The sequence below is a fragment of the Candidatus Flexifilum breve genome, from assembly GCF_016713355.1.
On the sequence record NZ_JADJPI010000041.1, the window covers coordinates 80,049 to 91,762 of the forward strand.

10 protein-coding genes and 1 pseudogene are annotated in these 11,714 nt (G+C 60.6%); 8 read left to right on the forward strand and 3 right to left on the reverse strand.

Annotated features, from left to right (window positions below; translation table 11 throughout):
• Nucleotides 1–8: 8 nt before the first annotated feature.
• From IPK17_RS38395 to IPK17_RS38405, 3 genes are all read left to right on the forward strand, one after another.
• Nucleotides 9–1,409, forward strand: coding sequence for a DUF2142 domain-containing protein (locus IPK17_RS38395; RefSeq protein ID WP_343423040.1), 1,401 nt, complete (start codon nucleotides 9–11; stop codon nucleotides 1,407–1,409).
• Between the two features lie 13 nt (nucleotides 1,410–1,422).
• Entirely contained in the window at nucleotides 1,423–2,013 is a 591-nt protein-coding gene (gene rdgB, locus IPK17_RS38400; protein ID WP_343423041.1) for an RdgB/HAM1 family non-canonical purine NTP pyrophosphatase, read from the forward strand.
• A 464-nt stretch (nucleotides 2,014–2,477) separates the two neighbouring features.
• Nucleotides 2,478–3,479 carry a hypothetical protein gene (locus tag IPK17_RS38405; RefSeq protein WP_343423042.1) on the forward strand — a complete coding sequence of 334 codons (1,002 nt, stop codon included), beginning with the start codon at nucleotides 2,478–2,480 and terminating at the stop codon, nucleotides 3,477–3,479.
• A gap of 83 nt (nucleotides 3,480–3,562) precedes the next feature.
• Here IPK17_RS38405 and IPK17_RS38410 read toward each other — a convergent pair whose 3' ends face one another.
• The gene (locus tag IPK17_RS38410) at nucleotides 3,563–3,790 is read right to left on the reverse strand and encodes a GNAT family N-acetyltransferase (protein WP_343423043.1); all 228 of its coding nucleotides are present in this window, start codon (nucleotides 3,788–3,790) and stop codon (nucleotides 3,563–3,565) included.
• Complete coding sequence (locus IPK17_RS38415; RefSeq protein WP_343423044.1) at nucleotides 3,790–4,149, reverse strand: GNAT family N-acetyltransferase; 360 nt, start codon at nucleotides 4,147–4,149, stop codon at nucleotides 3,790–3,792. The genes IPK17_RS38410 and IPK17_RS38415 overlap by 1 nt, the downstream gene beginning before the upstream one ends.
• Nucleotides 4,150–4,291: 142 nt before the next feature.
• On the opposite strand from IPK17_RS38415, the pseudogene IPK17_RS38420 reads away from it, so the two are divergent.
• From IPK17_RS38420 to IPK17_RS38435, 4 genes and pseudogenes are all read left to right on the forward strand, one after another.
• Nucleotides 4,292–4,393, forward strand: a pseudogene (locus tag IPK17_RS38420) (biotin carboxylase N-terminal domain-containing protein); the annotation flags it as partial.
• 7 nt (nucleotides 4,394–4,400) lie between these two features.
• Nucleotides 4,401–5,801, forward strand: a complete 1,401-nt coding sequence (locus tag IPK17_RS38425; protein WP_343423045.1) for an acetyl-CoA carboxylase biotin carboxylase subunit — start codon at nucleotides 4,401–4,403, stop codon at nucleotides 5,799–5,801.
• Nucleotides 5,802–5,920: 119 nt separating this feature from the next.
• Entirely contained in the window at nucleotides 5,921–6,631 is a 711-nt protein-coding gene (locus tag IPK17_RS38430) for a hypothetical protein (protein ID WP_343423046.1), read from the forward strand.
• Nucleotides 6,632–6,728: 97 nt separating this feature from the next.
• The gene (locus tag IPK17_RS38435; protein WP_343423047.1) at nucleotides 6,729–7,115 is read left to right on the forward strand and encodes an acyl-CoA carboxylase biotin carboxyl carrier protein subunit; all 387 of its coding nucleotides are present in this window, start codon (nucleotides 6,729–6,731) and stop codon (nucleotides 7,113–7,115) included.
• Nucleotides 7,116–7,454: 339 nt separating this feature from the next.
• Here the strand turns inward: IPK17_RS38435 and IPK17_RS38440 are convergent, their stop codons facing one another.
• Nucleotides 7,455–8,702 (reverse strand): S1C family serine protease, encoded by a 1,248-nt coding sequence (locus IPK17_RS38440; protein WP_343423048.1) that lies wholly within the window; start codon nucleotides 8,700–8,702, stop codon nucleotides 7,455–7,457.
• A gap of 358 nt (nucleotides 8,703–9,060) precedes the next feature.
• Between IPK17_RS38440 and IPK17_RS38445 the strand changes: the two genes are divergently transcribed.
• On the forward strand, nucleotides 9,061–11,679 hold the full coding sequence (locus tag IPK17_RS38445; protein WP_343423049.1) for an ATP-binding protein: 2,619 nt from the start codon (nucleotides 9,061–9,063) through the stop codon (nucleotides 11,677–11,679).
• Nucleotides 11,680–11,714: the final 35 nt, after the last annotated feature.

Genomic DNA, 11,714 nt, shown 5'->3' on the forward strand with positions numbered 1-11,714 from the left:
CCGCACCCATGACCAAACACATCCCTTTGTTTGTGCTTCTGATCGTCTACGTCATTGTCGGGGCGCTGTACGCGGTGCGTACGCCCGCGTGGCAAGCGCCTGACGAACCCGCGCATTACAACTACGCCGCGCAGGTGGCGGCGAACGGCTGCTGTCCGGTCATTGAAATGGGCGACTGGGACTCGGCCTATCTCGACACGCTCAAGGCGGAACGCTTTGCGCCCGACCTGCTCGACCGCTTGCCGACCATTCAGTATGAGGATCATCAGCCGCCGCTCTACTACCTGCTGAGCGGCCTCGTCTATCGCCTCACCGACGGCAGCCTGATCGCGCTGCGCCTGCTCTCCGTATTGATCAGCGCGGGGATCGTCGCGTGCGCCTATGCGATCACCTTGGCACTGCTGCCCGATCGGCGCGCGCTGGCGCTGGCCGCCGCGCTGCTCGCCGGTTTCATCCCGCAAAACCTCGCGATCATGGCCTCGGTCAACAATGACGCGCTGGCGGGTTTGATCGTCGGCTTGACGCTCTATCTGCTCATTCGCTATCTACAGGGCGCGCGTGTGCCGGTGTGGGCGCTCGGTGTCGCGGTCGGCGTGGGGCTGCTCACCAAAGTGAATACGATCTTTCTCGCCGGGCTGGTGCCGCTGTTCGTGCTGCTGCACTGGTGGTTCACCCCCGACCGCCGCTTCAGTGAGTTGATTCGCCGCCTCGCGCTGTTCGCCGTCCCCGCGCTGATCCTCGGCGGGCTGTGGTGGCTGCGCAACGTCGGCGTGTACGGCTTCCCCGATGTGTTCGGCCTGCGGCGGCATGATCAGGTGGTGGTCGGCCAGCTCCGCACCGCCGAATTGATTGCGCAGGTCGGCTTCAGCGAATATCTGCGCCGCGCCGTCGACACGACGTTCACCAGTTTCTTCGGGCAGTTCGGCTGGATGGGCTTGTTCATGCCGACATGGGCGTACTGGATCGTGCTGGCGTTCCTCGGCGTGGTGGTGGTCGGCTGGATCGTTGCCTATCTAGGACTGAGGACTGAGGTGAAAGGACTGAGTGAAAAGACTTCATCCTCCACTCAAGCTGAGCGGAAACCTCAGTCTGTTCTCAGTCCTCAGTCCTCAGTCCTCAGTCCTTCGTTTCTCTCGTGGGCGCTCCTCGCCTTGGCGACCATCCTCGCCGTGCTGCAATACCTGTACTACAACACCGAATTTGTGCAGTTTCAGGGGCGCTATCTGTACCCTGCGCTGATCCCGCTGGCGTTGTTCGCCGCGCTCGGCGTGGACGGGTGGCGGCGTGTACTGGCGTGGTTGATCGGTGACCGTTCCGCGCTGGCGTGGCTCACCCCGCTGATCGCAGCCTTGTTCATCCCGCTCAGCCTGTTTATGATTTGGCGCGTAATCCCACAACTTGCGCCATAATGAGGGCAATCGTATGGACATTTTGATCGCTACTTCCAACCCCGGCAAGCTGCGCGAATATCAGGCGCTGCTCAGCGAGTTGAACCTGACCTTTTTGAGTCTGCGTGATGTGAACGTCAACTTGGACGTGCCTGAACCCTACGAGACGTTCACCGAGAACGCCGAACACAAGGCGCGCGAATACGCCAAGCTGACGGGCATGGTTACGCTGACCGACGACAGCGGCCTCGTGGTCGATGCCTTGGGCGGGCGTCCCGGCGTGTATTCGGCGCGCTACGCGCCCGGCACGGATGCGGATCGCTATACCAAACTGCTTGAGGAACTGGTCGGCGTGCCGGAAGAAGGCCGCACGGCGCGCTTCGTGTGCGCGGCGGCGCTGGCCGCGGGCGACGGCTCGCTGATTGATTTGCAGGTCGGCACGGTGGAGGGAAAGATCGCGTTTGCGCCCGGCGATGGCGCGAACGGCTTCGGCTTCGATCCCGTGTTCATCCCGAACGGCTTCGACGTCACGCTCAACGCGCTGACGATGGATGAGAAGAACGCCATCGATCACCGCGGCAATGCGCTGCGCCTGCTCATCCCGACGCTGCGCAAAATAACCTAACAATCGTGGTAGTATGTCATTCGATTTGCTGCATAACGACACAGCCTGAAAGCTGCGCTTATGTTATTATTCTTAGGAGATGTCTGTGCTTTGACACCTAAGAGGTAACAATGCATAAACAAGCGAGGATCTGTTGCAGTTCCCTTAGCTCGGGGATGATGCTGCTAATAGCAATACTCGTGCTGACAGGTTGTGGTCAATCTGACATAGAAGCAACACCAAATACTATGGCGCTGGTCTCTACCCCTGCCGGAACTGCGATTGGGATAGTACAAGGGGTTGAAACTAGGACACCAACCCGAACCCCCATGCCGACCTTGACCCCAAGTATGACTCCCACCGCAACTTATACTCCAATGCCCACGTTGCCAGCCGAACTGCCTTTACCCCTTCCGACAGAACCACCTCGGAAAGCTGGAGAACCAACGAGCATTCGAGATGTCGTAGTGACTAATGGATCCTTCATGTTTCATGTTCAGCGTGGGAGCTTTCGAAATATCATTCGCGGGTGGACACCTGAATCCGGTAAGAAATACTTTGTTTTAGACGGATTGCTCTACAACTTTGGAATCGTCAACCAAGCTTTCTTCGACACGGATTTTGTTCTTCAATTATCTGATGGGCAATTGATAACCGCCGATGTTAGCGCATCAGGTGCATACAGTGATGAACTTGAGTCACTTACACCAGTCACAGATGTGATTGATTTTCCAGGGCGTAACTTTGATCGCGCGCCTGGTCGATTTCTAGAAATTCCGGCTGGCGGTTTTCGCCGAATAGTCATTGTGTATCAGATCCCAGAAGAAATCGAAGATGTCATACTCCAATTTATTGCCAACGGATTGCCATATCAGGCTATTCAGATCGCCCTAGTTCGAGATCCAGCCACTCCAGACCAACTAATCATGATCACTACTCACCGTGGAGATGCGAGTCAAAGTTCGTTTGCGTTTCATATTGTGGATAGCGAAATCGGAGATCCAATTCCCATTAGTGAACCCTCCACATCGAATATCATTGAAGATGACTGCGTCGAAGTCGATACTACAACGACGTTCACAACAGATTTTTGGTTTGAGTACAGCGAAACGCTGATCATCGATCAGGGATATCAAAACAATGTGGACATTGGGCTGGTAGCAAATCCAGATGCTGATAATTCGCAAGTTTCAAACGTGTTTTCGCTCGTTGCTGATCAACTGGATCGAATTGGCCTTGGTCTAGAAGCTCAGAATTGGTATCGAGAAAACTATCAGAGAGAAGAACAGTCAGGAGTCAAAATTGGTAACTCTACTCCTGAAATTGTTAGAGCCAACCATCGAGCGGTAACCACGATTTTACGGCAGTCGGTGATCACACCCTATCGTATTCAGGTTTTGGTTGACAATCAGCTTTTCGAGTACCAGTATGCGGTTGAAGGAAGCAAATATACAACGGATCGCCACCAAGAACCGTGCACACCATAATTGGTGGCATGCACATGTAATAGATTCGAGCGCTCTGGCCCCTCGCCCTATCGCGAGGGGCCATTAAGCACTGCGGCGTAAGGTTACCCTTTCCGCCGACTCGCCTCCGCGTACCGCGCGTCCCATTCCGCCCGCAGCAGTGACATCAGGTGCACATCGTAGTACACGCCGTCACGGTAGACGTACTGGCGCAGCGTGCCTTCCGGCGTGAAGCCGATCTTCTCGTAGGTGCGCCGCGCTCCCTCGTTGTAGGCCATGACTTCCAGCCCGACGCGGTTCATGTTCATTTCCCAGAAGGCGTATTTCAGCATCACCTTGACCGCGTCCGAGCCGTAGCCCTGACCCCTGATCCGCTGGATCGCCGATATTGATGAAGAACGAGCAGTGCCGCGCCTGCCAGAAAAATATCCTTGATCGCCAGCATGCCCACCAACCGATCATCGTCCAGCGTGCGGATGCCAAACGGGATGAACTGGTATTCGTCGACCTTGCCCAACCAATCCCGCATATCCCGTTCGTCGCTCGGATAGACCATGGAGCGGCGCAGCAAGCGCTGATTCTCCATGTCTTCCGTCCAGCGGGCGAGCAGGGCGTAATCGCTGTCCAGCAAACGGGCGAGGCGCACGCGCTCCCCGCGCAGCAGTTCATTTCCCAAGAACGGCACAGGCATCGATCAACCTTCCTTATCTGGAGTTCGCTCAACAACTGTATGTGCTGGGGTATGGCGAATGTGACAGATTACATTTGAACTAGCGAATTTGCGGCTATAATCGGCGGTGATGAAGCCTATTGGGTCAGCGGATGAGCGGCTTATGCCTCTGCACAAGTGTTTGATCGCCAATCGCGGCGAAATCGCCGTGCGCATCCTGCGCGGGTGTCACGAGCTCGGCGTGCACACGGTCGCCGTGTATTCGGAGGTCGATGCCAACGCACGGCATGTGCAGCTCGCCGACGAAGCCTATCTGCTCGGCGCGGCCAACCCCGCGGACAGCTACCCTCAACATCCCCAAACTGATCGATGCGGCGCGACGGTCGGGCGCGGACTGCGTGCATCCCGGTTACGGTTTTCTCTCGGAAGTCGAAGATTTCGCGCAGGCGGTGCTCGACGCGGGCTTAGTGTGGATCGGACCGCCGCCGGAAGCGATTCGCCTGATGGGCGTCAAAACCGAGGCGCGCGCCTTGATGGGTAGAGCGGGTGTGCCCCTCGTCCCCGGCTACCAGAGCGATGCGCAGAACGACGCCGATTTCGTCGCCGCGGCGGATCAGATCGGTTACCCGGTGATGGTCAAGGCGGCGGGCGGCGGCGGTGGCAAGGGGATTCGCGTGGTCTACGAGCGGCGCGATCTGCCGGAGGCGCTGGCAGCGGCGCGGCGCGAAGCCCTGCACGCTTTCGGCGATCCGCGGGTGTTTCTCGAACGCTACATCGAGCATGGGCGGCATATCGAAGTGCAGGTGCTGGCCGATCAGTTCGGACACACCGTGCATCTGTTTGAGCGCGAATGCAGCGCGCAGCGCCGCCATCAGAAGGTGATCGAAGAGTCGCCGTCGCCGCTGCTCACACCAGAGATTCGCGCGCGCATGGGCGCGGCGGCGGTCGAGGCGGCGCGGGCGGTCCAGTACGTCAACGCGGGCACGGTCGAATTCATCGCCGCGCCGACGGGCGAATTCTACTTTCTGGAGATGAACACGCGCTTGCAGGTCGAGCATCCGGTCACGGAGATGGTGACGGGGCTGGATTTGGTCAAGCTGCAAATCGCGATTGCGGCGGGCGAACCACTGCCCTTCACGCAAGCCGACCTCACGCAGCGCGGGCACGCCATCGAATGCCGCCTGTACGCCGAAGACGCGCCGAATGGCTTTCTGCCCGCCGTCGGCACGCTGCTGGAATTCATCCCGCCGAGTGGCTTGGGCGTGCGCGTGGATTCGGGCGTGGGCGCGGGCGATGCCATCACCATCCACTACGACCCGATGATCGCCAAGCTGATCGTCTATGATTGGACGCGAGATGGGGCGATTCAGCGCATGGACGCGGCGCTGCGCGACACCGTCATTCTCGGTACGACGACCAATCTCACGTTTCTGCGCGCGCTCATCAATCACCCGGCGTTCCAGGCTGGGGAAGTGGATACCAACTTCATTGAGACGCATCTCGCCGAACTGCTGCCGCCGGAATCGGCGCTGCCCAAAGCCGCCTTGATCGCGGCGGCGCTGCACGATTTGACCACCTCACCCCCTGACCCCCTCTCCCAAGGGCGCGGGCGAAGTGAGCGGTACAGCGTACCTGATCCGTGGGCGCGCACAGATGGGTTTAGAATCGGGTAAAGCTAGCCTCACCCCTCATTCCCCTCTCTCACGGGAGAAGGGAGGCATATAATTAGTTTCGCCCCTCTCCGTTCGGAGAGGGGACGGGGGCTAGGCTCACTATTGAAAAGGATGGCTCCATGTGCGGACTGTTGACTTTACTGCTCGTCTTTGGTGGCTTTATCAGCGTGTTCGGCATTAGCTCGGCGGTGGTGATGCCCGTCGAACCCATCGGATCGGTGGAAGTGACCGTCGTGCAGGCGCTGCCAATGACGCCAACGTTCACGCCCACGCCCGCGCGCCGGGTGGGGAGCGTCCTCGCGCCGACCATGACGCCGTCGCCGACCGCGCTGCCTCCCGCCAATCCGCAGATTGTGAGCATTTGCGCGCCGCCCGACCAGAGCGATTTGCAGGTCGCCGCCGCGTTCGAAGGCAACCTACTGCCCAGTCCCGCGTGGATGCTCTCCGCGACCAGCACCGAGTCGATGACGCGCTTTACGTGGAACAACAGCGCCTATGGCAGCGTCGCCATGCTCGAACTGCTGCACTACGACTGCGGCTACACCGACGACGACATCGACGCTTTCTATAACGAGGGTGTGTGGGATACGCTGTTCGCTAGCTACGAGTCGTGGGAAGAAACCGGGGTCTGCCTCGTCGGGCGGCTGCGTCTGCATGAATTCGCTGCGACCTACGCGGGCTCGAATTACACCATCCGCTACTGGATCGACCCGATCAGCGATCAGCGCGTGGCCGCGTTTATGCTCGTGTATCCGGAATGGGGACTCGACGAACTGGATGTGATCGCCGGGCAGCTGCGACCGGATCTGCCGTCCTGCGCCAGCCTATGATCGCCAGCTACGTCTATCAGGGTAGGCCGTACACCGTCGAGTTGGAGCGCCAGCTGGATGGCAGCTACCGCGCGGTGATCGACGGCGAGACGATCCCGTGCGCATCGTGCCCGCGCCCAACGGCGGCACGATCCTCGTGCTCGGCGATGAGCGCATCACGACGCATGTCGTCCGCGCCGGGAATGAACGCCATGTGGCGGTCGGCGGCGATGCCTATACGCTCAGCCTGCCGGAGAAGCGCGGATCGAAGCGCGGCGGGGCGGCGGGTGGCGGTGGTGACCTGACTGCGCAAATGCCGGGTCAGGTGCGCGAACTGCTGGCCGCCGAAGGGGACGCCGTCGAACGCGGCCAGCCGATTCTGCTGCTCGAAGCGATGAAGATGGAAATCCGCGTGACCGCCCCGATTGCCGGGACGGTCAAACGGCTGCTGGTCAAGGCGGGCGATGTGGTCGAACGCGGCCAACGCCTCGCCGAAATCGGCTAGCATCTTCCCCTCTCCTTTAGGAGAGGGGCTAGGGGTGAGGTTTGCTTTTCCGGCTGAATCCGTGCCAGCGGACCAATTCAAAGTAGGGACAAGGCATGAGGGTGTATAAGAAGCATTCCTTAAAGCCTTTCCCTTCGTCAGCGGACGCAATGATGCAATTTAACTTATGAGTACGGAGATCCCGAATGTAGGGGAGGGGCAGTGTCCCCACCCGTTCATGGGCGACCACATAGGGTCGCCCCTACAGCCAATATCCGCGATCATTAGTTAAACTGCATAATTGCGTCCCTACGAAAACCAATTTGACTTGGCGAGTGATGTTGGCTCCCCTCCCTGAATTCAGGGGCAGGGGGTGGGGTCAGAAGCGGCCCTACGGCCCGACGTTCGCCTGTTCCGTGATCTCCAGCGTGCCTTCAGTATCCGCGCCGCCGCTGGCAATCCAGATGTCGTACTGCCTCGACCGGATTCTCCAGATCGACCACCGGATTCAAATTCCCTGCCTGAGTCGTCATTGCAGTACCAGTTGCCCTGTGGATCGTTGACCAGCAGCGCGGTGTCGCCGTTCGCGTTCGTCGCCTGGAAGAAGATGCGCAGGAGCTGCGACGATCCCGACCAGTTGAGCCGCACATCCGGTTGGGCGGTCGCGCGCCCCACGCATTGATCGCCGAGGTTGAGCGTGCTCGTGTCGATGTCGCCGCCGGCGATCACGTCCAGCGTGAACGGATCCGGTTCGAAGCCCGCCGCCAGATCGTATACGCCATAATTCGGGTCGAGCGTGTAATCCAGCGTGACGCCGGTCAGCAGTTCGGGATCACTGCCTGACACGGCAGGCGCCGCGGCGATTTGCTCGTTGCCCACCTGCCCAGCGTTGATCTCCTGCGCGGTCACGCCCAGTTCGGCGAGGATGGCGGGCAGCGGCGTGATGCCGCCCAAGCGCCCGCCGGTCGTGTTTTCCGCGCGCACGGCGGTCGGAATGCCGATGTATTCACCGTTCTGGTTCACGACCGTGCCGCCGCTGTTGCCGGGGGAAATTTCCGCGTCGGTGTTATACCAACCGGCCACACGCTGACCGTTGAGCGATTCGTTCTGCACACCGGAGATCGTCCCCGTCGTGTAGACGAGGTAACCTTCGCTCAAGCCGGGGTAGCCGAACACGGAAATGTTCTCGCCGAGCCGTGCCCGTTCCGAGGCCAGCTGGATCGTCGGCAGGTTGAGGCTGGCCGTATCGATCTGGTTGCCATCGAGGTCGCGGTCGATTTGCAGCAGCGCGAAATCGATGGTCTCGGACACGCCGACCACGCTGGCGAGGAAGCTCTCGACGGGTGGTTCGGACGGGTCTTGCAGGATGAGGATCAAAAAGTCGTCCGATCCTTCGACGACGTGGCGATTGGTGAAGATCAAGCCGTCCGGGCTGACAATCGTCCCCGAACCGATGCCGGCGACCTGACCTTTCTTGAGCGCACCGATTTCGACCACGCTCTGCGCAATCTGCGCGATCTGGTCCGGGCTGAGAGTCCCGGTCTGCGCGCTCACGCCGCTGGCTACCAGCAAGCTAAGTAGGACGACGAGCCATAACATCCGTTTCATCTGCTGTACTCCTTAGATGTAATGTAAGTCGTCAGAATTATGATTGTAATTGTTTAATGCTACATGAGACGCGTTGGGCAATGTGCGTGGCTGTCCGGTAGCTCCACCGAATAGCGTGAAGTCGTTCTAGATGCAGCGGACGCAATGAATTGCGTCCCTACACCAGCACCGTCTTCTCGTAGGGACGCGATTTATCGCGTCCGCAAATTCCCAAAACCGACCTGTAACCCATTTTCACGGTGGTCTACGCACTTACCGGCTGTCCTCGACAACCTGCAAGTAGCAGATGCGGCGCGGATAGCCTATGATGAATCGAACGAGCGGAAACTGCTCCTACGGATTGATGGATATCTGAATCATGCAAACAGCGCAGCGGGCCAAGCTGAAAATCTATCTGGGGATGGCGGCAGGCGTGGGCAAAACCTTCGCCATGCTCGACGACGCGCGCGAAGCCAAACGTGCCGACGGCGTCGACGTGGTGATCGGCTGGGTGGAGACGCACAACCGCCCCGAAACCGACAACCTGCTGGCGGGCTTTGAGATCGTCCCATACCGTGCCGTCTCCGGCGGCGGCGTGATCCTCGCGGAGATGGATCTCGATGCCATCCTCGCCCGGCAGCCTGCGCTCGTGCTCGTCGATGATCTGGCGCACAGCAACGCGCCGGGGTCGCGCCATCCGCAGCGCTACCAGGATGTGCTGGAACTGCTCGACGCCGGGATCGACGTGTGGACGACGGTCAACGTGCAGCACTTCGACAGCCGTGCCGACACCGTGCAGACGATCACCGGGGTGACCGTCAGCGAGCGTGTGCCCGATTCGATCCTCGAACTGGCCGACCAGATCGAACTGGTTGATTTGTCGCCGGAAGACTTACGCGCCCGCCTGCTCGAAGGCAAGGTGTACACGAGCGAACCGGTCGAAACGGCCATCAAGACGTTCTTTCGCATCGGCAACCTGACCGCGCTGCGCGAGATGGCGCTGCGCTTGACCGCCGAGCGCGTCGATCAGCAGTTACAGGACTACCGCCAGCTCAAGCAAATCACCACGCCGTGGAAGGCGGGGGATCGCTTGCTGGTGGCAGTCAGCCCGAGCCCGCTGTCCGAGCGCCTCATCCGTTGGACGCGGCGCATGGCCTACAACATGGAAGCACCGTGGATCGCCGTCAATGTCGAACTGCCGCGCCGTCTCTCGCCCGCCGACCGCGAACGGTTGATTCGCAATGTGGCGCTCGCCCGCGAACTCGGCGCGGAGGTCGTCACCACCATCGCGGGGGATGTAATCGCCGGGCTGATGCGCGTCGCCCATGAGCGCAACGTCACGCAGATCGTCGTCGGCAAGCCCGCGCACAGCCGCCTGCAGGACTTCGTGCGCGGCGGTTCCATCGTCAACCGCCTGATCGAAGCCAGCGGTGCGATTGATGTGTACGTCGTCACGGGTGACGAACCGGAGAGCAGCGCGCCGCGGACGTTCGTGCCGCCCGTCGAACGGCATTCGGCGCTGCGTCACTACCTGATCGCTTTCGCCATCGTCGTGTTGATCACGGTGGTGAGCATCTGGCTCAGCCCGATCATCGAGTATCAGGCGGTCGGCCTGATCGATCTGCTCGTCGTGCTGCTGATCGCGGCCTACCTCGGGCGCGGCCCCGCCATTCTCGCGGCGACCGTCAGCGCGATCACGTGGGGCTACCTGTTCATGCCGCCACGTAACATGTTCATGGCCGTGAACATCGAAGATGTGATCGTGCTCGGCCTGTACTTCGTGATCGCGCTGTTCGTCGGCAACTTCACGGCGAAAATCCGGCAGGGCGAACGGCAGGCGCGCCTGTACGCCGAACGCACGCTCGCGCTCTATCACCTCTCGCGCCAACCCTCGGTGACCGACGTGCTGCGGAGCGCGGTCGACGAAATTGAGCGGGCGTTCAATGCGGAAGTTGCCATCTTCCTCACGCTGCCCGACGACATGCTAGCGCTGGAAGCTCACCCGGTGAGCACGCTGCGCGTCACCGAGCGGCACTTCAGCATCGCCAAATGGGCGTTCGAATCGGGCAAGCCTGCCGGGCGCTTCACCGACACGCTCTCGCAGTCCGACGCGACCTTCCTGCCGCTGATCACCTCCGGCGGCAAGGTCGGCGTCATCGGCCTCAAGCGCCGCGGCGAAACGCGCCTCTCCCGTGACGAAGAGACCCTGCTGGAGACGTTCACGCGGCAGATCGCGCTTGTGATCGAACGCGAACTGCTCAACGAAGCCGCCGCCAAAGCCGCCATGCTGCAAGCCTCGGAACAGTTCGCCACCTCGCTGCTCAATTCGATCTCGCACGAGTTCCGCACGCCGATTGCGGCGATAGCGGGTGCGTCCTCCGGGCTGATCGATCCGCTCATGCCGGACGCCGCCAAACCGGATCTCGTGGAGGATATTCAGGACGCGGCAGATCGGCTCAACTGGCTGGTCGGCAATCTGCTCGACATGACGCGCCTCGAAAGTGGGCGCGTGGAGGCTAAGCTCGAATGGTGCGACGTGACCGATCTGATCGGCTCGACACTGCATCGCATGGGGCGGCATCTGGACGCGCACCCGGTCAGCATCAGCCTGCAGCGCGACCTGCCGCTTATCAAAATCGACTTTGGCCTGATGGAGCAGGTGATCGCCAATTTGCTTTACAACGCGGTGAAGTACACGCCTGTGGGCACGCCCATCGACATCAGCGCGACCGTCGAGGACAACGTCGTCTGCCTGCGTGTGACTGATCACGGCGGCGGGATTGCCCCCGCGGATCAAGCGCGCGTGTTCGAGAAGTTTTATCGTGCGCCGGGGGTGGCCGCGGGTGGTACCGGGCTCGGCTTGTCGATTGCGAAGGGGTTTGTCGAGGCACACGGCGGCAGGATCTCCGTCGCGAACCTGAACGGTGGCGGGGCGCAGTTCACCATTCGCCTGCCCATCAAGGCGCAGCCGCCGCCACCGCCGGAGAGCACGCTGTGAGTGGGGACATCTGTCTACCTTCACTGAATTCGGGT

Coding starts and splice junctions, on each gene's coding strand:
- IPK17_RS38445 (WP_343423049.1), top strand. CDS start 9,061: ATGCAAACAGCGCAGCGGGCCAAGCTGAAAATCTATCTGGGGATGGCG.
- IPK17_RS38425 (WP_343423045.1), top strand. CDS start 4,401: ATGCCAACGCACGGCATGTGCAGCTCGCCGACGAAGCCTATCTGCTCG.
- IPK17_RS38440 (WP_343423048.1), bottom strand. CDS start 8,702: ATGAAACGGATGTTATGGCTCGTCGTCCTACTTAGCTTGCTGGTAGCC.
- rdgB (WP_343423041.1), top strand. CDS start 1,423: ATGGACATTTTGATCGCTACTTCCAACCCCGGCAAGCTGCGCGAATAT.
- IPK17_RS38430 (WP_343423046.1), top strand. CDS start 5,921: ATGTGCGGACTGTTGACTTTACTGCTCGTCTTTGGTGGCTTTATCAGC.
- IPK17_RS38395 (WP_343423040.1), top strand. CDS start 9: ATGACCAAACACATCCCTTTGTTTGTGCTTCTGATCGTCTACGTCATT.
- IPK17_RS38405 (WP_343423042.1), top strand. CDS start 2,478: ATGTTTCATGTTCAGCGTGGGAGCTTTCGAAATATCATTCGCGGGTGG.
- IPK17_RS38415 (WP_343423044.1), bottom strand. CDS start 4,149: ATGCCTGTGCCGTTCTTGGGAAATGAACTGCTGCGCGGGGAGCGCGTG.
- IPK17_RS38410 (WP_343423043.1), bottom strand. CDS start 3,790: ATGCTGAAATACGCCTTCTGGGAAATGAACATGAACCGCGTCGGGCTG.